The organism is Flagellimonas onchidii (genome assembly GCF_004804315.1).
Taxonomy (GTDB): domain Bacteria; phylum Bacteroidota; class Bacteroidia; order Flavobacteriales; family Flavobacteriaceae; genus Flagellimonas; species Flagellimonas onchidii.
In genome coordinates this window covers 333,097-355,990 of record NZ_SRXX01000002.1, presented here as the reverse complement: position 1 = coordinate 355,990, position 22,894 = coordinate 333,097, and the positions used below count along the sequence as shown (strand labels likewise).

Annotated in this window: 18 protein-coding genes; 2 read left to right on the top strand and 16 right to left on the bottom strand. The window is 36.9% G+C overall.

The features are described 5' to 3' along the window. Positions 1 to 44 precede the first annotated feature (44 nt). Both E4661_RS03645 and E4661_RS03640 read left to right on the top strand, forming a co-directional pair. Complete coding sequence (locus E4661_RS03645) at positions 45 to 2,840, top strand: T9SS type B sorting domain-containing protein (protein WP_136465458.1); 2,796 nt, start codon at positions 45 to 47, stop codon at positions 2,838 to 2,840. A gap of 22 nt (positions 2,841 to 2,862) precedes the next feature. After that, complete coding sequence (locus E4661_RS03640) at positions 2,863 to 3,798, top strand: PorP/SprF family type IX secretion system membrane protein (protein WP_136465457.1); 936 nt, start codon at positions 2,863 to 2,865, stop codon at positions 3,796 to 3,798. Between the two features lie 360 nt (positions 3,799 to 4,158). Here E4661_RS03640 and E4661_RS03635 read toward each other — a convergent pair whose 3' ends face one another. The 16 genes from E4661_RS03635 to asnB form a co-directional block, all read right to left on the bottom strand. Continuing rightward, positions 4,159 to 5,139, bottom strand: a complete 981-nt coding sequence (locus tag E4661_RS03635) for a hypothetical protein (protein ID WP_136465456.1) — start codon at positions 5,137 to 5,139, stop codon at positions 4,159 to 4,161. Between the two features lie 4 nt (positions 5,140 to 5,143). After that, complete coding sequence (locus E4661_RS03630; protein WP_136465455.1) at positions 5,144 to 6,598, bottom strand: MBOAT family O-acyltransferase; 1,455 nt, start codon at positions 6,596 to 6,598, stop codon at positions 5,144 to 5,146. Positions 6,599 to 6,601: 3 nt separating this feature from the next. Continuing rightward, entirely contained in the window at positions 6,602 to 7,777 is a 1,176-nt protein-coding gene (locus tag E4661_RS03625; RefSeq protein WP_136465454.1) for a GNAT family N-acetyltransferase, read from the bottom strand. A gap of 12 nt (positions 7,778 to 7,789) precedes the next feature. After that, positions 7,790 to 8,968, bottom strand: a complete 1,179-nt coding sequence (locus E4661_RS03620) for a GNAT family N-acetyltransferase (protein WP_136465453.1) — start codon at positions 8,966 to 8,968, stop codon at positions 7,790 to 7,792. A gap of 11 nt (positions 8,969 to 8,979) precedes the next feature. Continuing rightward, a complete protein-coding gene (locus E4661_RS03615) occupies positions 8,980 to 10,218 on the bottom strand; it encodes a GNAT family N-acetyltransferase (RefSeq protein ID WP_136465452.1) in 1,239 nt (412 codons plus the stop codon). 13 nt (positions 10,219 to 10,231) lie between these two features. Further along, positions 10,232 to 11,251, bottom strand: a complete 1,020-nt coding sequence (locus E4661_RS03610; RefSeq protein WP_136465451.1) for a peptidoglycan bridge formation glycyltransferase FemA/FemB family protein — start codon at positions 11,249 to 11,251, stop codon at positions 10,232 to 10,234. Between the two features lie 123 nt (positions 11,252 to 11,374). Next, positions 11,375 to 12,403, bottom strand: coding sequence for a glycosyltransferase (locus E4661_RS03605; RefSeq protein ID WP_136465450.1), 1,029 nt, complete (start codon positions 12,401 to 12,403; stop codon positions 11,375 to 11,377). 312 nt (positions 12,404 to 12,715) lie between these two features. Further along, the gene (locus E4661_RS03600; RefSeq protein ID WP_136465449.1) at positions 12,716 to 13,741 is read right to left on the bottom strand and encodes a glycosyltransferase; all 1,026 of its coding nucleotides are present in this window, start codon (positions 13,739 to 13,741) and stop codon (positions 12,716 to 12,718) included. A 260-nt stretch (positions 13,742 to 14,001) separates the two neighbouring features. Continuing rightward, positions 14,002 to 14,772, bottom strand: coding sequence for an SDR family oxidoreductase (locus tag E4661_RS03595; protein ID WP_136465448.1), 771 nt, complete (start codon positions 14,770 to 14,772; stop codon positions 14,002 to 14,004). A gap of 96 nt (positions 14,773 to 14,868) precedes the next feature. Next, on the bottom strand, positions 14,869 to 16,158 hold the full coding sequence (locus tag E4661_RS03590) for an ATP-grasp domain-containing protein (protein ID WP_136465447.1): 1,290 nt from the start codon (positions 16,156 to 16,158) through the stop codon (positions 14,869 to 14,871). A 52-nt stretch (positions 16,159 to 16,210) separates the two neighbouring features. Beyond that, positions 16,211 to 17,443 carry a glycosyltransferase family 2 protein gene (locus E4661_RS03585; protein ID WP_136465446.1) on the bottom strand — a complete coding sequence of 411 codons (1,233 nt, stop codon included), beginning with the start codon at positions 17,441 to 17,443 and terminating at the stop codon, positions 16,211 to 16,213. A 4-nt stretch (positions 17,444 to 17,447) separates the two neighbouring features. After that, a complete protein-coding gene (locus tag E4661_RS03580; protein ID WP_136465445.1) occupies positions 17,448 to 18,266 on the bottom strand; it encodes an SMP-30/gluconolactonase/LRE family protein in 819 nt (272 codons plus the stop codon). A 6-nt stretch (positions 18,267 to 18,272) separates the two neighbouring features. Next, positions 18,273 to 19,019 (bottom strand): SDR family NAD(P)-dependent oxidoreductase, encoded by a 747-nt coding sequence (locus E4661_RS03575; protein ID WP_136465444.1) that lies wholly within the window; start codon positions 19,017 to 19,019, stop codon positions 18,273 to 18,275. A gap of 131 nt (positions 19,020 to 19,150) precedes the next feature. Continuing rightward, complete coding sequence (locus E4661_RS03570) at positions 19,151 to 19,759, bottom strand: sugar transferase (protein ID WP_136465443.1); 609 nt, start codon at positions 19,757 to 19,759, stop codon at positions 19,151 to 19,153. Positions 19,760 to 19,848: 89 nt separating this feature from the next. Then, a complete protein-coding gene (locus E4661_RS03565) occupies positions 19,849 to 20,985 on the bottom strand; it encodes a glycosyltransferase family 4 protein (protein WP_136465442.1) in 1,137 nt (378 codons plus the stop codon). Between the two features lie 7 nt (positions 20,986 to 20,992). Continuing rightward, positions 20,993 to 22,894, bottom strand: a complete 1,902-nt coding sequence (gene asnB, locus E4661_RS03560; protein ID WP_136465441.1) for an asparagine synthase (glutamine-hydrolyzing) — start codon at positions 22,892 to 22,894, stop codon at positions 20,993 to 20,995.

Sequence of the window (22,894 nt, the reverse complement as noted above, 5' to 3'; positions counted from 1 at the left end):
GATATATTTATTAACCGAAAAATTTTGTTAAAACTAATAGCCAGATGATTTATTCGATTTTTAAAAAAAAGCAATTTGTTCTAACTACCTTTCTCTTACTTATTATAGGTACTAGTGCATTTGCCCAAACAGCAAATACCGAAGACTATGATGGTGATGGAATCCTTAATAATGCGGATTCTGACGATGATAACGACGGTATTTTGGACATTAATGAATATGATTGTACAGCTTCAGATCTTATCTGGGGAGTTCCTGTGTGGACTGGAACCGGTGACCCTGGTGACGAGGCTGAGATAAACGTAACTACCACTATTAACGCTACCGAAGTAACAGTTACCAATACTGGTACTGATTTTGTTGGTAACCCTGGACTTGACGTAACTGAAGGTACTGGATTTAATGGTACAGATGGATTGCTTATCAATGCGTTGGCAGACGAATTGATAGGAACTAGTATAGTTTATACCATAAGTTTTGATAGACCCGTTACAGGACTAAGTTTTTCGGTTGTAGATATAGATTTGAATACTGACCCAACAAATGATTTTATTGATCAAGTAACAGTAACCGCCTCTAATGAGTCGCAAAATATTGCTCTTGTCAATGGCACAGATTATACGGTTCCAAATCCAGCTTTTGTTAGTGATTTAGGAGGTGGCGTATTTCAAGGACTTCAATTGGTTCCTTTTAGCAATACCACAGATGGAGATGTTATTTTTAACATTGGGCAGCCGGTTGATCAAATTGTTATTGAGTTCACGAATGCAGATGCAACTTCCTTTTCGGAGTTTACTGCAATATTGATTTCTGACCTTTCATGGTCATGTGCATATAGGGATAACGATAATGATACTTTGGCCGATCATTTTGATAGCGATAGTGATGCCGATACTTGTCCCGATGCTTTAGAAGGAGATGGTGGTTTCACATTGGGCGATTTAGATGCCCAAGATAGTTTAGGTGATACGGTAGATTTAAATGGTATTCCAACAATTGCCGGTGCTGGACAAGCGGATGTAAGCAGTATAAATGCCTCGGTAACTTCTAATGAATGCGATGACGATGGAGATGGTGTAATAAATATAACGGATGGAGCAAATTCTTTAGACCCCTGTCTTCCCGTGCAGGCAGCCGGCTATACGGGCTACGATGCCGCCAACGCGATATGGGCAGCCGGGGACTGTGATGGGGACACGATATTGAACGGTGACGAGGTTACCAATGCCACAGATCCTTATAACACGGACACAGATGGCGACGGGGTTGCCGACAATTTGGAGGCTTTAGCGGCAGAGGCCCTTGACCCCTGTCTTCCCGTGCAGGCAGCCGGCTATACGGGCTACGATTCCGCCAACGCGATATGGGCAGCGGCAGATTGTGATGGCGATGGCCTGATCAATAGCATTGAAGTTACCAACGGGACGGATCCCTATCTACTGGTCGATACCGACGGTGATGGCATTGATGATGACAACGAGACCAATGACGGTACGGACCTGAACGACCCCTGCGACCCTGCCCAAAGTGCTGGCTATACGGGCTATGATTCCGCCAATGCCATCTGGGCGGCGGCCGATTGTGATAGCGATGGGGTGGTCAACGGCGACGAGGCCACCAACGGCACGGATCCTTACCAAGCCTCTGGTGATACTGACGGCGATGGCATTGATGATAACAACGAAGTAAATAACGGCACGGATCTGAACGATCCCTGTGACCCTGTCCAAAGTGCTGGCTATACGGGCTATGATTCTGCCAATGCCATATGGGCAGCGGCCGATTGTGATGGCGATGGGGTGGTCAATGGCGACGAGGACACCAATGGTACTGATCCTTACCAAGCCTCTGGTGATACCGATGGCGATGGCATTGATGATGATAATGAGACCAATGATGGTACGGACTTGAACGACCCCTGCGACCCTGTCCAAGGTGCGGGCTACACGGGCTATGATTCAGCCAATGCCATATGGGCGGCGGCCGATTGCGATGGCGATGGGGTTGTCAATGGCGACGAGGACACCAATGGGACTGACCCCTATGAACCATCAAGTGACACCGATGGTGATGGTATTGATGATGATTTAGAAGCAAACAACGGTACGGATCCGAACGACCCTTGCGACCCTGTTCAAAGTGTGGGCTACACGGGCTATGATTCCGCCAATGCCATATGGGCAGCGGCCGATTGTGATGGTGATGGCCTTACAAACAGTGAAGAATTGACGTTAGGAACGGAAGTCTATAATGCTGATACCGATGGTGATACTATTAATGATGGCCAAGAGGTTTCTGATGGAACTAATCCTTTTGAAGATTGTGATTCTGTAGGAGGAACGCCACTTCCTGATTCATTCTGTGACAGAGATAACGATGGTTTGAGCGATGAAGATGAAACTAATTTAGGAACTGATCCGGATAACCCAGATTCAGATGGCGATACTATTCAGGATGGCGAAGAGGTTTCTGATAATACTGACCCATTGGATCCTTGTGATTCAGATGGTGGAACACCACCACAAGGTACAATCTGTGGAGTTGAAATTGGAAATTCAATTATTACTCCTGATGGAGACGGTACCAATGACTTCTTCAGAATAGATAACATTGAATTGTTTTCAAATAACAGTGTGGAAATAATCAATCGATGGGGTACACCAGTATTTAAGACAGAAAACTATGATAACAATTCCAATGCTTTTAGAGGAATTGCAAATACGGGAACCTCGTTGAATAAAGGAAATGTACTTCCTGCAGGAGTATACTTCTACATCATAAAATATGTTGATGAGGGAGAACGTAGAAACGCCACAGGATATTTATATATCAATCAATAAAAAAACTTAAGATATACTTACAATGAAGAAATCCATAATAATTGCAATAGTAGCGGCCGTGGGCATGATTAAGTTAGCTACTGCCCAACAAGACCCACAGTATACGCAGTATATGTTGAACACCATTGTCGTAAATCCCGCTTATGCTGGAGCAGGAAATGTTTTAAGTATTGCGGCTTTACATCGATCACAGTGGATAGGTCTGGATGGTGCCCCTGAAACCCAAACGCTGAGCATACAGAGTCCCTTGTCAGAAAGATTAGGGATAGGTTTATCTGTTGTTAATGATAATATAGGGGACGGTACGGTACAGGAAACTTATTTTGATTTGGCCCTTTCATATACCATTCCGGCTTCTCAGTATGGTAGCTTGGCCTTTGGTTTGAATGTCGGAGGAGACTTCTTGAATGTAGACTTTACACGCCTAGTAAATTATGGCGTTGAGACGAATTTACCTAATATTGATAGTAAGTTCTCGCCAAATGTAGGAGTAGGGGTATATTATTATCAAGAAAAATTCTATGCTGGTCTTTCTGTTCCAAGTCTTCTAGAAACGGAGCATTTTGATAATTCGGCGAATGGCACCTCTTTTCTTGCTAAGGAAAGAATGAATTTTTATCTAATTTCCGGCTACCAATTTGACTTGAATTCCGACCTTGTATTGAACCCTGGTTTTTTGTTGAAGGCAGTAAGTGGGGGACCTCTTCAGTTTGATTTGACCACAAAACTCACTTTTAATGATAAGTTTTCTGTTGGGGCGGCATACCGGTTGGACTCTGCGGTCAGCGCTCTCTTCGGGGTGAAATTTGCGGAAAAATTCTTGGTAGGACTGGCTTATGATGTTGAAACTACAACATTGGGAAGCAACCAATTCAATGATGGTTCTTTCGAAGTCTTTTTAAGGTACGATTTTATAAATAGATTGAACAGGCGGAATGTAACCGGACGTTTTTATTAAGGTTAATAGTTTAGATTCTTAAGAGCTTCGATATAAGCCTTATTGTCCAATTATTGGACAATAAGGTTTTTTTGTGGCATTTTTAAAGGTATGGTATTCGATTTGGATGTTTTTGAGAAGCCATTATATTGAATGGATTACTTCTAAAAAGAAATCTGCAGGCCTAATACATTTTATTTAAAATGTATGAACCGAGAACTTACCTCCAAATAAAAAATACTTAAAAGTACTCGGGATATTCTTGGCAATGATTGTAATGTTGATTTTAATGGGAAATAAGTTCTCAAAGTATATGGTATTTGGCCCCCTTTATTACTCCTACTAATACTTTCTTTGGCCTAGTACGTCTTTGGTTACTGCTTATTTACAGTTTACCGGTTTCTTTTCGGTCTTAACGTAATCCGCTATAAACTGGGCAATCAGTTCCCTTCCGTGGTTGTTCCAATGCCAATCGTAAATTAGGGTAACCGGCTTTGATGTACTTTCGAACGTTGAAGCAAAATCGATATACTGGATGCCATTATCATCACAATAATCTAAAAATAGTTTACTGGTTTTTCTTGAATCCAATAATATTACGGTTTTACATTTGGCAAAACCGTATAGTTTAACAAGGCTTTTGAAATTTTTCAAATACTCCTGATCTAGGTCAAGGGATATATTAGATTCCTCTATCTTTCCTTTTGTTATTTCCAAATCGTCGGTGGTATCTTCAAAATCCTGACCTCCAACCAGTTTCTTTATAGGTTCTAGAACCCCAATTTTGGACCCATAAGCCAAAAGCTTTATATTATCTCTTATTTTGAATACCATAGATGATAACATGGCTATACGCCCAAAATTTGGCTCGTACTCACCTCTTTCCAAATCACTTTCGTAATTTAAGTAGATAATGATTTTATCTATAAGCTCAAAATCTTCTTTATAAGCATGAATCAAGTGCATCTGATTGGCCAAATCATAACCTGCATATCCATATTCATATACTTCAACACTATCCAAGATTTTTTCTATTTTCTTTCCGGTGGAGTCATAATAATCCTGATGAAAGCCTTCAATAAATGAATCTCCGATAATTGCTATTTCATATTTTGCCTTAGATGGCGTGAATTCCCTATGCGAATTAAACCCGGCATCATTTATATTAAATTCGGAAAAATTTTGATTTCTATTACCCGTTACTGTATAACCATTGTGACCTGGAACACGTTTTTCAACATTTAGTTCGTCAATGAAACGCGGAGGATCTTCGGTATATAGATGGAAAACCCTTACCAATACCTCCAAAACCAAAAGGACAAGGAAGGTATACCATACTATTTTTATAAAGAACTTTTTCATATCCCTAAAATTGAAAGTAGATAAATGACCTGTTTACACCATCATCGTAAAATAGAAACATGGTCAAAATAACTACAGTATATAATAAGAAACGCACAATTTTTGATTTGAACTTGAACGGATTTCGCTCATCCTTTCGAATCAAATACTCATAAACCACAAAAAGGGCCAGCAAGATGTAAAAGTCCACCATTCGATAACCCATAGGGTGAGTATAGGGCTCGTATGTAAAGTTGGATGCGATTCTGCTCATATATTGAAAGGAATCTGTAAGCGTAGGGGACCTAAAGAAAATTCTTGAAAAGGTAACCAGTGCAAAGGTTAAGAGCACCTGAAGGATTTCAATTGGGGTAGGGAAGAGGGTTTTTTCCCCTACAACATTATCAGCATACATTCGGTTTCTCCCCATCAAAAAAACAGGAATATAAAATAAAGCATGAAGTCCTCCCCAGAAGATAAAGGTCCAGTTTGCTCCATGCCAAAAACCACTCACTAGAAAAATCACAATAATGTTTCTTACTGACTTGGCCTTGCTTACCCGAGAACCACCCATGGGTATATAAAGGTAGTGCCTAAACCAGGTTGACAGGGAAACATGCCATCGTTGCCAATACTCGGCCACATTCCTGGAAAAATTTGGAAATTTAAAATTGGACATAAGTTCAATACCAAAAAGTTTGGCAGTACCTATGGCAATATCCGAATATCCACTAAAATCCCCGTACACTTGAAAACTGAACAAACAAACACCAAGAACAAGGGTGGAAGCTGGATAAGTACCATAATTGGCAAAAATATCGTCTACAATTGGGGCAAGGGAATCTGCTATGACCATCTTTTTAAAAAGGCCCCATAGAATAAGTTTTATACCTCCAGTGGCTTGGGCATAGTTAAAGGAGCGTCTATTGACGATTTGTGACAATAGATTAGAGGCCCTTTCGATTGGCCCTGCAACCAATTGCGGAAAGAACGAAACAAATGAGGTAAAAGCAATGAAATTCCTGCTAGGAGTTAGTTTTTTGTAGTAAATGTCAAAGGAATATGACATGGTTTGAAAGGTGTAAAAAGAGATTCCGACAGGAAGAATCACATTTAAAGTCCATGTACTTTTTATCTCGTAACCCATGGTCGAGAACATGTCGATAAAAGAATTGACAAAGAAATTACTGTATTTGAAATATCCCAGCATTCCAATATTGAAAGCCATGCTTACCCATAGCCAATATCTAGCCTTTTTTTTGGCATCTATATTCTGATAAATCTTCTGACCAACAAAAAAATCGACAACTGTACTCAAGAAAATCAGTAAAAGAAACCGCCAATCCCACCAGCCATAAAAGATATAACTGGCAAAAATCAAGAAAATGTTTTGAATGGTGACATCTTTTTTGAAAGCAAACCAGTAAAGGCAAAATACCAAAGGAAGAAAAAAGAGAAATTCTATCGAATTAAATAACATGTATTATTTATTTACAGGATTGATTAGAACAGCTCTTTGAGCCTTTTTACCTTTTAATACATATAAATCCTTTGAAGAGGAGTGGTATAATGATACATCATCTGAACATTCTTGAGTCAGAAAAAGAAAATCATTAATGATTTGTTTGGTAATTGCAAGATTTTTTTGTCCTAGATCGATTTGTTCCAATGTTTCTTCAAGGGGAATGGTTATTTTTTCAAATGTATATGTTGAATCTAAGCGAACTGTTTCGGGTTCTTTTTTTAGTTTCTTTTTGAGGTTATTCCAATGGGTATTGACCCCCTTGGAAATAAGAAACGCTAAAATACTTGATCTGTTGCCTTTAAAGTTCGCGTAGAGATAACCAACGATAGAATATTTGGGATATAATATATGGTGGTGAAATTGGTATTTTCCATTGGACCATTGCCTTTTATAGCCCATGTCTCCCCAGCCCATTTCAAATCGCTGATAACCGTTGTTGATGCACCACTCTAGTTGTTTATAAATTTCTACTTGTCCAAGACTAAATTTGGCATAGTCAATATCGTATGAAGAAATATAACTGAACAAAATGGTGTCGTAGTTATAATTGAAAGAGATTTCGATAGGTTCGCTCCGGTCGTATATAACAAATATGGATGCTTTTCCCTGTTTCATTAATTCAAATGAGGAGGAAAGTACTTTATCCCAACTTGCTATGTTTTCACTCTCCTGACCTCTTTGCTCAAATCTTTTTATAATCATAGCCTTTAGCCTACTCATCAAAAACAGATATTCTTCATTTGTTATCTCTTTTTGATACATTTTATAGCTTATGTCAAAACAGGTTTCCAATCTTCTGATTGCACGGTTGATGGTCTTACGCCTACTTTTGAGGTGGGCTCGCAGATAATCTTCAACACAAGAGAAGTCATTGATTAGTATCGAATATCCGTTTACGGAAGAAAAAATTCGTTCAGTCCATTTTTTGGAATCCGAAATAACGGTTTTTACATAATCGGGCACATATGTAAAGGAATAAATTCCGTTTTTGGAACTTAATTTCGAAGTACGACCAATTAGATTGTTGTTTGAATCATCGGAAAGACCAACATAGGAATATGGCTGGGCAATAACGTCTTGTTTCAAATACAAGTCAGTGAGGAAGGTTAAACATTCGGTATTGCTAGAAGCCATTTTTGGTGATGCTTAGTTCAGATGATTCACTATTGAAATTGCCTTGGTTTTACCTAAAACGGCATACGTTTCTTGTTTGTCACATAGCTTGAGCACCTTAATATTTTTAGCGTGTTCAACATATCGATATTGAAAATCATAAACTAAAGGTCTTAACCAAAGATTTGGTTCTAAATGAATGTTGATTTCGGTAAAGGCCAAACCATTAATTTCATCATGATTTACCTCCTGCTGCTCTATCCTCGGTTTCGTATCCGATTTTTCTGTGCCAATCCTACTTTTAACGTTTTTCTTTCCTCTTTCTTTTTTGGACTTCCAATAATCTTTGAATTTGTACAACAGAACTCTTATGGGAACCAATACCCTATGTATTACTGATTTTGGGTCGTAAAAAATATGATGTCCATATCGATATACCTTATTGCTCCATACATGCTTGTAAGGTAGATCCCCCCACATAAAGTCAAAAACTTGGTAATTATTATCAATGCACCACTCCAGATGTTTCATGATGTCAATATTTCCCAAACCGAATTTTGAGTAATTGATATCATAGGAACTGATAGCACTGTTCAGCACATCTTGGTAATGGTAATTTAGACAAATATCAATGGGATCCGATTGATTATAGATGACGTGAAGAGAAGCCTTTTTTTCCAGAATCATGGAATAGGTTTTTTTTCTCATTTCATCTAGGTTGATTGTTGGGTCAAATTCATCTCCCCGTTGTTCAAACCGCTGCTTTATAAATTGCTGCATTGTATTGAACAAGTATTCGTAATTGCCTTCTTCGATTTCCCCAAAATAAACTTCATAGTTAATGTCAAAACAACTTTCAAGTCGTTTTAAGGGCCTTTTTAAACGTGTTAGCTTACGTTTTGACCCCATTTTGGACATAATGTACTCATCTACAGAGGAAAAACCGCTCAAGTCGATATAATAACCGTTGAATCTTTGGATTTGAAGAAGTTTAAGAGGTTTGCCAAGTGAACGGGGTAGTGGGGTCAGGAATTCAGGAATGCATTTAACTTCTGTAATACCTGAGAACATTGATTCATCCGATAAGTGCAAGTTGTTTACCTCTTGTTGTTCTATGCGATCATTTTGAACAGAACTATATATTGGAGGTATGCTTCCTTTTTCGAACAAGTCAAGAGCAAAATTGTAGTTTACGATTTTGGTAATTCCCATTTCAATTTTGTTTAGATGGTTAGCTTTACACCCGTTTTGGTATCTAGCCCTTCCAAGAGGAACAAATTGGTTGTTTCCCCCACTTTAAAAACCTTAAGGTTTTTTTCTTTTTCCTGGTTTAGATATAAAAAATCGTAACAAATATTTTTTAACACGGTAAACTCTGCAGCATTTATATCTATAACCTGCTTGTTTTTACTTGTATGTTGATCATCCCATTCTACATAGGAGTAATTGATACTTTCCTTTTTTTTGTTTTTTAACGAATAGGTAAATCGATGTAAACTTTCATTGAGTTTTTTCTCTCTTAAATACTGCTTGAGTTCGAAAAAGCTTTTTAGAGCGAAGGATATAAGTTGCGCTTTTGGTGATTTTTTGTCATATAGAATATGATAATGAAAATCGAATTTTTTGTTTGACCATCTTGTTTTGTAATCAAAATAACCTTTGGAAAAATCAAGAACTGGCCAGTTGTTTTTCAGACACCACTCAATTAAATACATGATCTTTATACTTCCAAGATGAAATTTGGCATAATCAGTATCAAAAACGGTAATGGCGTCGAATACCCTTTTTTCAGATAAATAGGCCAATGTGATACTGATAGGTTCATTGTTGTTGTACAATACAAATAATGCAGCTTTTTTTTGAAGTATCATAGGATAGGCCACATCTTTATAAAAGTTCCATTCTTGGTAATCCAAGTTATTGTTGCTTATTTGCTTTTCCGCAAAACGTTTTTCAAGAAGTAACTTAAACTGGTCAAAAGTAGAGTTGAATTCTGTCTCGGACATTTCTCCATAATGCGCTTTAAATGAGATTTCGAAGCATTCTTCAAGACGTTTTTTGTATTTACGCAGTTTATATCGGCTACTTTTTTTGAAGGTTTTGGACATATAATCACCCAACGTGCCGTATGCTTCCAGCTCTATCAAGAATCCAGGATACTGCTTTACCGAATAGAGCCCCATTGTACCATTTGAAGTGACTTCTTCTTTTCTGGAATAGCCCATAACATCATAGACAAGGAAGGTTTTTCCCTTTTCCTTTTTTCCGCAATGGGAATCCAATTCATAATCCAGTCCTTTGGTCAAGTTTTTTCCGGAATTGATATACAGGCCAGGGATTTTGGATTGGTAGAATGAAAGATTTTTAGCAAAATTGAAAGTATGAATCTTTTTGTCCGGCAAGAAATGTCTTGACCAAAAAGAAACAAAAGTAGTTGAGGTGAATGGGTTGGATTTAATCATACTATACTATTGATTATACACCATTGCATCTATATAATGGGAAAAAGTCTCCTTTGGTACCATTATTACTTTTTTCTATCAGTTTTTCGTAAATCTCTGGTTGAACAACCAGTTTCCAAACATAGAAGTCGTTCATATCTTTTGAGAAAGACGATTTAAATTGAAGAAGGGTATCATTTGCGCTGGCCAGCCCTCCGCCAAGATTGAAACAAGATAATCCCATTTGGGTCGCCTTAATTCTCATTTCATCTATCAAGAGTTTAGTGGGCATCAGTGGCAGATACTCACTTTTGGTTCCAGATAAGTGGTAATGGACCACGGAGTTTTTGTATATGAACAAACTGGCACCAATTACTTCATTGGTTTCATTATGCACTGCCAAGAGCGTTTCCGTTTCAAAACCGTTGCTTTTGGCAAGTACCTTGAAATATTGATTATCAAAATAATACATGGGTTTGGCATTGACCCGATCCATGTTTTCATGATAGATTTTCACAAAATCCTCAAACTCTTCATCGGTGGTAGCTTTTTTAACCTTGCAATATCTTCTAGCCTTATTGAGTTGCCCTTTTAATCTTCTAGCAAATTCTCTTCGTTGTAATTCAACGCTTTTTTTAAGGTCTATGGTAACTACCGGTCCTTTTTTTTCAATGCTTCCAATAAGCCCCAGAACCTTATGCTGTAAAGGCAAAAAAGGATTGAGTCTTGAAAATACAGCAATGATTTTGTTGGAAATAAAATATTCTAGAAGTTCGCCTTCGAAATGTTTGTTGTCAAAGTCAATGGAAATGTTTTTGTAAAGTGGTCCCGCGTATCCATAAACTGAGGTGGCATCAAAAAAAGTGGAGCCAGGGATTTTTCTTATGAGCAGGGGTAGGCCGATAATACATTCTCGATGGATATATTTTAACAATATAGGCCTATCTCCACCTTTTGAAATCATATGATAGTCGAAGGTGTGATACAAATCTGACTCCTCAAAGCTTGAGATAAAGTCGTCCCAGTATTTTTTTTCCTCAATAGTTTGAATCATTTAGGACAAGAGATTTTTTAACCCTATAAGGATTACTTAGATTGATATTTTTTGACAACTGGGGGAAACTGGTTTTACTGGTCATTTTAGAAGGTGTTTTCAATGTGCTTTAAAAATTCCTCATTAACTGGGAGAAAACAATCTTTTAAATCTAAGACTTAAAAAAAGAAGAGTTTTATTGTTTAAGATTGGTACGATGACCATATTATAAATTGGACCGGTTTTTTTGTTTCCTATTCCTCCTATTTTTCGGTCTATTGGATATACTTCTAACTCATTTAATTGCTTCAATATTTTTTTAAGAACCTTGAAATTAAGACTCGGAGACCTAAACGTTTTTATAAATAATGTAAAAACATAGGACTGTTGCTTTCTTTTTAAATTTTTAAGTATGTTATTATATTCCACATGCGAACCATCCAGGCTTTTACTCATATGATCTATTTCTTGAATTGCAAAAACCAAATCATCAATGAATTTGAGGGCATGAGCCGACTCTTTGGTTGTTGTTATAGAGTTTTCAACAATAGCATATCTGTGGATATCTGTATCCACTTTGGAAATTCTGTTTGCTCGTAAAACCAAGCTTGTGGTGAAAATCGAATCTTCCATAAACCTGCCCTCCATAAATGTAATTTCAGTAGAGAGCAAAAAACTTCTTTCAATTAGATACAAACATGCTGAATTTCTTATTCCATGTTTGGATATGTATGTAAGACCATCTAAGATATCCGAGGATAAACCCTGAGGCCGAGATGTAGAAAAATTTGGCACTTCCGTTCCCTTCACGAATTTACTCTGAAATACTAATATTTCAAGTTTATTGATGTTACATAATTGAAGAAGACCATTTAAAACATTAGGAGCAATATAATCATCTGAATCTAGAAAATGGAGATACTTTCCTTTAGCCATTTCAATGCCTTTATTACGGGCAGCACTTACTCCTTGGTTTTGTTGACTGAATAAATGAATGTTCTCATGATTTTCGCAATAAGTTTGAACAATCGAATTACCGCTATCTGTTGAACCGTCATCAACTACAATAATTTCATATTCATTATACGGTATGTCTTGATCCAATAGGCTTTTCAGGCAACGTTCTATAAACTTTTCTTTGTTATACAATGGAACAATTATACTTAGCCTCATTATTTTTAGTTAAATTATTTGGTTCATTTTTGAGTGTTGGTTTTTTATTTTTCCTATTCCAAATAGGTCTAAAAAAAAGCGTGTTGATGATATTCTCTATTTGAAAACAATAATGTCATCATAACGGTCGAATCAAAATTATTGATATCATAGAATCGACAAATAAAATTGGTTTTGTTGCCGTTTTTATGGATAAAATACTAGGTGAAATACAATCTCTTATGGTTTTTCCTTGGTTCAAAATAAAGGTCATTTTATTTTTAATGAATGCATAAACGCAATAGAAAGTTATTAAGCCTATCCGATAGGAAATTAGTGGCCAACTAACCTCTTAATATTTAGGCATAGAAAAAGGAGATTTCTACTATTGAATACGGGTACAAAAGTCATGCTGTAAATAAAGCGGCTTTTTTTATTCCCAATTCCACCCGTTTCGAGATTTATGGGATAAACATTTAGGCCTTTGAGTTTCTTAAGTATTTTTCCAAGCTCTTTTAGGCTGAAGAAGGGATGTCTAAAAACCTTTATAAACAGCGTAAAAACAAAGGATTGCTGTTTTTTTCTAAAATCCCTCACAACTTTTTGATAATATTCGTGAGAGCTATCTAGGTTGTTAATCATACCATCAATTTCTTCAATCGCAAAAACCAAATCGTGGATGAACTTGTGAAGATGTTTAGTATTGGTGCTGGTTTGTATAGAATTTTGAACCTTTACAAATCGGTGAATGTCATAGTCTACTTTAGCTATCCTCTTAGATTTTAGAAACAGACTCGCAGTGAATATAGCGTCTTCCAATAATCTACCTTCTATGAACTTGATACCTGAATTCAATAAAAACTCTCTTTCAATCACATACCACCAAGCTTCATTTCTGTAGCTACTTTCTCCAATAAATCTAACACCATCTGCTACTTTCACTGAAAGGTTTTTAGGGTCTTCGGTAGATGATCGGGTTAAATTACCATTTTCGGTGTATGTAGTGTTGAAGCCTAAAATTTCTAGATTATTCGATTCACATATATTTAAGAGGTTCCCTAAGGTAGTTCGTGCTAGATAATCGTCTGCATCCATCAAATAAACGTATTTTCCCCGTGCTATTTCTATACCTCTATTTCTGGTGGCACTCACACCTCTATTTTCTTGTAAAAAAACATGTATATTAGAATATTGCTCAGAATAGTCTTGAGCAATGAGACCTCCACTATCCTTGGATCCATCATCTATAATTATGATTTCATATTCATTTGAAGATAAATCTTGAGCCAATAGACTTTTTAAGCAGCGATCAATATATTTTTCCTTGTTATACAAAGGAATGATTATGCTTAATTTCATTGCTTCTTATTGGTTTAGTGGTTTTTTCGATAGGGTATCGATTAAATTTTGTTTTTAGATGTTCCAAAAAAGACCCATTGATTGGTAATCCTTGCAACTGAAATTTAACTGTATCCCCACAATAGTTGAGAACAAAATTATTTGATGCCACCAAATCATCAAATAAAATAGTTTTGCTACAGTTTTTATAGATAAAGTACTACCTGCCAACCATGTATTGGAAAATCAAGGCGTTGTATTTCATAATAACAATAGTTTGGTTAACGGCCCAAATACCCTCCATCAACAGGTATTACAGTTCCGGTAACATAATCACTGGCGGAAGATGACAAAAAGACGGTCAGTCCTTTAAGATCTTCCCCTGTGCCCCATCTTTTCATTGGAACTCTATTAAATACTTCCTCTGTTCTCTTTTTATCATTGATTAAGGCAGTATTTAATTGGGTGTCCATATAACCTGGAGCAATAGCATTTACACAAATGCCCTTTGCCGCCCAATCATTTGAGAGTGCTTTTGTCAATTGTCCTACACCACCCTTTGAAGCGGCATATGCAGGTATGGTGATTCCGCCCAAAAAGCTCATCAAAGAAGCAATATTGATGATTTTTCCACCGCCATTTTCTATCATGGTATTACCAGCGTACTTGCAATAGTAAAAAGTGGCATCCAAGTTTATGGAAATGACCTTATTCCACTCTTCTTCTGGAAAATCCTCACTTGGATATCTTCTTTGAATTCCTGCGGAGTTTATCAAAATATCTACTGTACCTCCTAATATTTCCAAGGCTGTATTGTAAGAATCCTTAATTTCTGAGAGTTTACTGACATCAGTTTTTATCGGGCTTACATTCAAGCCGTTATTATTAAATTCTTCACAGATTTGGAATATTCTATTGTCTAAATCAATTACCACAGTTTGGGCCCCTGCTTGGGCAACAGCCTCCACCATAGCTTTTCCAAGATCACCTGCACCTCCAACTACAATCGCTTTTTTTCCTTCTAAACTGAATTTTTCTAAAATATGTTGCATTATGTTGTTTTTTATTGAAAAGTCTTAATCTTTTTTGGTATCAAAACTGGAACAACTTCTAAATTGGTCACAGTTGCCACACAATGGATTTTTAGGTTAATTGAATATGTAGTCTTCTGTATTCCATGGTTTTAACCATTCTATCACCATGTCGTTGCCTTCGGAGTCAAGTACCTTCAGACTATTTTTTATGTCTTGAATAGTTTCATTAATTCCAAAAATCGAATCTGCCGCAGTGTAAATCCTATATAGCACCTGTCTTTCCGTTCCTATCCATTCTTTCTGAACGGTATCTCCAACTTTGAACCGTTCAACAACGAAATTGACATTTTTATGGGATTTAATAGCTTCCAACCCTTCTATTGAGTCTATTTTTCCATCTTTTAAGAGCACCCAAACTGAACAAGCAGCCCCGCCTTTGAGCATATAATCATTTCTTTCTGCAAAGTCTTCATCCCCAAAAACACCTGTAAGCGCGTAGTTTATAAGCATTTTCCTATGGTCAAATCCGTTTATATGGGCAAGGTGAATATGTGGAGCTTCTCCTTGAAGGCGAAATCCTGGGTCATAACTATAAAAAACATTGTTTTCAACAAAAAACTGGATGTTTAGCACTCCAGTCTGTATATCCAACCCTTTGAACATTTCACATAATTTGGGATGAACTTCTTTAACGAACAAATCTGTATATGTTGATGGATATACCGTACCTATTGCAATAGGACTTGAGTCACCTTGCATTCTTGTAAGATATCTATCATAAGTAGCGGAAAGATAAGGCACACCATTTTTAAAAGTGTAGTATACAGCCATATCATCACAATTAGAATCCATATACTTTTCAACCAAAACCACTCCTTTTTTTGAGAATTTCAGTACGTTTTGTACAGTTGCGATATAGTCTTCTTGATCTCTGCAAATCTTCATTCCCACTCCGCCACCACTGTCAACGGGCTTAACCATTAGTGGAAATTCTACATTTTGAGGTTTGGCAATATCGGTATCACGAGTCAAATATATTCCTGGGATGTCCTGAACACCATATTCGGCACAATAACGTTTGTAACCATCTTTACTACAAAACGCTTCTATGGTTTTTTCATTGGCATAGCAATGTACGCCTAGCTTTTCACAAATCTCACGATAAGGTTTTACTAATATGTCTGCAACTCCAACCAAAACGCCGTCAACGTTTTTTTCCTTGGCCACAGCAACAATTTTGTCAATATCAAAGCCATCGATATCGTAAGTTTCAGCTGCATTTTTTTTGGCGGGCGCATTGGGATTAGGGTCAATGACAATGGTATAAACCCCCATGGAATTTGCAATATCTACCAAAACACCTGTTTCCGGATTGCCGCCTAAAATTATAAGTTTTTTAGTCATTTGATTAAAGGATTAGTGTATTTTAAATGAATTGTAAGCTAGGTTTGTGTTTTTAATTTAATTGGTAATTAAAATCATCATCAAAACCCAGATGGGTTAAGAGTTTGGTAATTTCTTGTTCGTCAGTATTGATTTGTACAATTTTACTTGCGTCAATACCCATCAGTCCGAGCTCAGCTTTGATGGATTCGTAAATTGATGGGTTAATTGTGGCAATAATCAAGAAATCAAACTCTTTGTTAACCACTGAACTTAGAGGTTTAACAAAGTTTCCGCCAACTTTAAGTTTATGAAAATCAACATCTATCCATCCAACAATCTTAAAAAAATTGGTTTTAGCATTGGTAGACAGGATATGTTGACCAAAAGAACCTGAACTATAGACGACTATCTTCGAATTTTGTTCAGCCCTTAGGAATGGATTAAAAAACACCTTTTCAGGGTGGTCACATACCAGACCTCCTGAACGAACCAAAATTTGTGAATACAGATAGAACATTATTTGTCTATCCAAGTTTTTCCCGTCAAGCACTTTACTAAGATTTACTTTCAAAAAGTTCATTAGCAAGCCAAGCCTGTAATATTCCATTTTCGGGTTTTCAATGGATTTTACAATGGAATCATGCCTTTGTCGGTAATAATAAAGCGGAATTTTACTTATAGTAAGTTTTTTTGAAAGCGCTAAATAGGCATAAGTTATTGCCGCATCTTCACCCATGATAATTTCGTTGGGGACATCATATAGAACTTCCTTGAGCAAGTCCCGTCTAAAAAGCTTGTTCCATACGTAGGTTGAAACCTCGTGTTCACAGAAACGTCCATTGTATATTGCTTTTGGAAGTATGGAAGATCGGATTTCATTTTCATCAAAAACCCCTGTGAATTCAGGCTTTATCGTTTCAATTTTACTATCAAATTCCCGGAAATGTCCTGTAACCACCAAATCTGAAGAATTAGCTTCAGCAAGTTTGAACAAAATGTCTAGATAATACTTGTCGACCCAATCATCGCCATCAACGTAAGAAACATACTTTGCCTTAGCAGCAGTCAAACCGGCCTTTCTTGCACTCAACAAGCCTCCATTTTCTTTGTGGATTACCTTTATTCTTGCATCTTTTTTGGCATAATCATCACAGATTTTAGGGCAGCTGTCTGGACTACCGTCATTTACCAATATCAGCTCAAAATTCTTAAACGATTGTTCTAACAGACTTTCGATGCATTTTGGTAGATATGCTTCAATTTTATATATAGGAACAATTACACTAATTTGGATAGTGTCCATAAGTTCAAATTTTATTTAGTTCAACATAAAATAAGCCTCCACCAAAGGTGTCTTTTGAGGACTCGGATTTAGCGGTAGTGACATACAAGTTATTATGATCATCAAAACAACAGGATGTTACATTTGGACATGGTAGTTTGTATTTATCCAACTGGAGTCCATTTATAGGGTTCCATTTGGAAACTTGGCTGCCTCCCCATTCTGCAATCCATAACATTCCATCATTGTCCATGCACATTCCATCTGGACTTCCTTCTCCTTTAAAAGTTATCACATAAGAATCAAATACAACTTCTCCGCTATTTATATCATAAGCGTACTTGGCTACTTTTTTTGTTGGAGTGTCAATGAAATATAGCACAGTGTCATCCTTTGAAAATGCCAAACCATTGGAAATAGTAGTGGCTTCAATAATGGTTTTGTATTGGCCATCAGCGCACGAAAAAACCTGCCCTACATTTTCCTCGACATTAGGATACCCCATGGTGCCAACAATTAACCTTCCTTTGGAATCTTGAATACCATCGTTGTATCGAACATGATCGGGAAGATCAATTTGAAAGGCAAACTCCTTTTGCATTGTACTAAAATCTATTTGGAAGAAGCCGTTTTTGGAAGCTGCCACTACTTTTTTCTTCTCCAATATAAATATACAGCCTACCGGAGAATCCAATTTTACACTTAGTATTTCTTTGGTTTCAGGATTGTAGCAATAAACCAAGCCATCTAAAATGGATACGAAATAGAGTAGTTTGTTTCCATGGTCAAACACTGGCCCTTCTAAAAGCTCAGAGTTGGAATGAAATGCCAAGGTAGTAATCATAGATAATTATATGTATTCTCCCCCTGTGATTCTTATGAGAGAACCTGTTGTCATTGCAGATTCATCTGATATAAAATGCATTACTGCAGGCACCGGATCAAGGCTATTGAGCATTCGACCCATAGGAATGTGGTTGGATACCTTAGTTTTTAGTTCTTCCTCACTAATTCCTTCTTTTGCCCGTAATTCAAGTTCTCCTTCCGTATTGGTCCAGCCCATGACCAGATAATTGGATCTAATTCCAAATTTTGCATAATGATGGGCAATATGATTGGATAATGTGTAAAGTGTTGCTTTTGTGAGCGCGTACGGAGCCCTGTTAATTTCTCCATAATCCATGTGGGCCGAGCCAAAAAAGATAATAGATCCAGTTTGGGCATCCATCATTGACTTCAACACATGTTTTAACAAAAAGTACGGGGCCTTGAGATTAACATTGAAAACGCTGTCATAAATGTCTTCCTCAGTATCTATGATAGAGGACACTGGTGTTATTCCAGCGTATAAAACCAAAGCATCTATACTTTTGAACCGTTTTATGGTTTGTTTATAAAAGTTTTCAATCTCTTGAATATTGTTTAAATCCAGTTGATGAAAATAGAGGTTATCTCCATTTTGATGGGATTGTACTATTTTATCACCCAATTCGGAATCTCGTCCACAAAAGGATACGTTGTAGCCTTTTCTTAGGCAGGATTTCAGAATTTCTTTTCCAACCCCTTTGGCACCTCCTAAAATCATTACTGTTTTCATAGATGTCTAAGCTAATCTCGTAATTGAATCAAACCGTTGATCAAATCTAGATATTATTTATTCCAATTGTATTTTTCATCTATATAGTTTGCACAAAACTCGTTTAACGAATAAACAGTTGGTAATGCATTCTATTCAGGAGTGCCTTTAAAAGCCTCCATAGTATCTTGTTCACTGGCGGACACGCCTTCACGTTGAAGCACTTTCATAACTGTTTTTATCAGAATTTTCATATCGGTTATGAAGCTAATATTATTGACATACCAAACATCCAAAACAAACTTCTCTTCCCAACTTATTGCATTTCGCCCATTCACTTGTGCCCATCCCGTTATCCCTGGCTTGACCAAATGTCGTTTGGCCTGCTCTTTATTGTATAGAGGAAGATACTTGATCAATAACGGCCTTGGCCCAACTATTGACATATCTCCTTTTACAACATTGAACAGTTGTAGGAGTTCATCCAGAGAAGCACCTCGAACAAAACCGCCAACTTTGGTTATTCGTTGCATATCCGGTAGTAGATTTCCTTCGCTATCTTTCTTGTCGTTCATTGTTTTGAACTTTATGATGGTAAAGATTTTTTCATTTTTACCTGGCCTTTTCTGAAAGAAAAATGGCTTTCCATTATTCGCGAATGCAAGAAGGCATATCAATATCAAAATGATAGGTGAGAGCAATATTATTGCTATGAGAGAAACGAAAAAATCGGCTAATCTCTTAATTACTTTTGCATACATTTTTATATCATTAAGGTTATTTTGAACAATATGTTATTTATTTAGGCCTCAACGTTTAATTAATAGGAAGAGAGGTTTTTTGTATTTATTTATACGTTCAAAGTAGCATTAATATGGGCTACCAAAAACTGATTAATAATGTTAACGTCAAATTTTTTCTCTGCCAAGTTTCTACTTTCTTGCCCCATGTTTTCAATTGAGGCAGGATTATCCAGAAAATAACGGCAAGTATCTATTAATGGGTCAAGACTTTTAGGAGGAATTAAAAAACCGTTTGTTTCGGGTATTATGGTCTCTTTACAACCCGGCGTATCTGTTGTTATAACAGGCATACCGATGGATAAGGCTTCCAAAATTGAGCGAGGGACACCTTCTCTATAAAAGGAGGGAAGTACAAAAACATGCATATCCTTTAAAAACTCAGGAACATTGTCCTTGAGTCCGTGAAAAACGATAATCTTTGCATCATGTAATTGTTTGACAATTTCCATGTTTACACCCGAAGGTGGGTCGGCCATACCACCGATAATGTGAAATTCGGCTTGTGGATAAGTCTTCTTCAATTCTTTTGCCGTATCCATGAATAGTTGAATACCTTTCTCCTTTATCAATCTGGCCACAATAACAAATTTCACATTTGACGTGGTTACCTTAACTTTTCGAAATGGATATTTTTCCAAATTGACTCCTGAGCCATTTACGACATCTGTATTTTGATTTTTTGAAACTATCCTGTTTTGTAAGAAGAGTTGGCGATCATCCTCATTCTGGAAAATAACAAGCTTGTTTTTGCGTAAAGAGTACCGATATAGCCTCTTTGTTATTTTTTGAAGGAATTTTGCTTTTTTTGAAGCACCACTAAATGTAAAACCCAAACCTGTAATTAAAGAAATTACAGGCTTTTTGGCCATATTGGCAGCAATGGAACCATATACCACAGGTTTAATTGTATATGGAAATACCAAGTCAATTTTGTACTCTTTGATTATTTTTTTTAGCTCTAATATGGATTTAAAATCTTTAATTGGGTTTAGGCCAGTTCTATCAAGTTGAAAGGAAACAGTGGTTACCCCCAATTTTTGTAAACGTTCAGAGACATCATTAGACATTTCTGGGGCAGCAGCAAAAACCTTGTATCCTTGTTTTACCAAAGCAGCCATAAAATCACCCCTGAAATGGGGCAATGAATTGGCCAGAGATGCAATAATAAGTATGTTCTTGTTCATTTGTCACTTAGATTTTAAGATAATTATGGGTATACCATTTCTGGAAACAATAGAATGCCCAGACTCGAAAGGTATTGTCTTGTTTTCTTGATAAATGGTTCTTGACCAAAGGTACTATGGTATCAATATTGAATAACTTTTGGGACTTCAAAAATTTTGTTTCAATATAAGACTCCAATTCCTTACGTAAACTGGATCGAAGCCAATCGCCTACAGGGGAACCAAATCCACTTTTACTTTTTTCTAAAAATTGATCAGGAAACTGATCCTTGAATGCTTCTTTGAGTATGTACTTTTTGTTCCATCCCTTCATCAGATAATCCTCAGGAAGCGTATTGGTCAACTCCCAAAGTTCCCTATTTAAGAATGGAGCTCTACATTCTAGAGAGTTTAACATGCTCGTACGATCTACTTTAGGTAACATGCCCCCTTCCAGACTTATTATTTTATCAATTTGTCTGAAGTCTGTAAGTGAAGTGGCTTTGTTCAAATGGAGTTTTTGCTTATACTCATCAAACAAATCCGAATGCATTACTTCTGGCAAGAGTATCTCGGAAAGTTGTTTTTCTGTATTTGCCAACGACACGATGTTCCAGAAAAACTGTCCGTCATAATCAATACTGTTAAGAAGTTTTCTGATTTGGAAGCGTCTACCTCTATTATCATCCTTTGTGGCAAAAATTGAATTAGCGAGATTACGTATTGTTTTATGCAATACTTTGGGTACTATATTGGTATACCTACTATTCATTTTTCCAACATAGTACTTGTTGTAACCTCCAAAAACCTCGTCACCGCCGTCTCCAGTAAGTGCTACAGTAACATGTTCCCTGGTCTTTTTAGACACTAGATAGGTGGGAAGTGCAGCCGTATCGGAAAAAGGCTCATCAAAGTTGACCAAAATTTCATGGATATTGTGCTTAAGATCGTCTTCATCTATTATAAACTCATGATGGTTGCTATTGATGAGTTTGGCGACTAACTGGGATTTATCCGTTTCATCAAATGAAGCTTTTTTAAACCCAATGGAAAACGTTTCTACCTTTTTGGACGATACCTGCGATAGGCATAACGAAACAATAGAAGAGTCTACCCCACCAGACAAAAAGGTTCCTAAAGGGACATCGGAAACAGAACGGCTTTCAACGCTCTTGGTTACAATGTCTTTCACTTGACGTTTGGCTTCCTCAAAGGGAATGTTCTGTGGCCTTGGTTTTGGTTCATCATTTATCGGGGCAATTTTGAAGGTGTGGCTAGACAGATCATATTCTAAAAATCGATTTGCTTCTAGCTTATGAATTCCCTCATAAATGGTATGGGGAGCAGGGACATAGGTAAGTCTGAGAAAAAGATTTAAACCTCGAGTAGAAATTCTAGGTTTTTGATCCAGTTCATTGACTATTGACTTTAACTCAGACGCCCATAAGAACCTATTGTTCAACATGGTATAATACAAAGGCTTCTCACCAAAAAAATCTCTAGCAATGAAGACTTTGTTCAATTGCTCATCATAGATAGAGAAAGCAAACATACCATCGAGTTTTGAAAAGGAAGTTGGACCTTCTTTCTCATATAGTTTAAGAATTACTTCCGTATCACTGGTGGTTTTAAAACTTATGTCTTGGGCCTCCAATTCGGCTCTTAGTTCTCTATAATTATAGATTTCTCCATTGAAAGTGATAACGATTTTTTTGTCATCCGAATAAATCGGTTGCTGCCCGGATGTTAGGTCGATAATGGAGAGTCTTCGCATGGCCATTCCCACTCCATAAACATCTTTGGCTTGGGCAAAGGTTCCGTCATCATCAGGACCTCTATGGACAATCAGATCATTCATCCTGTTGAGGGTCTTAGAGATGCCCTCGTTTGAAGTGTTTTGTTTTACTATTATGCCATTGATTCCACACAT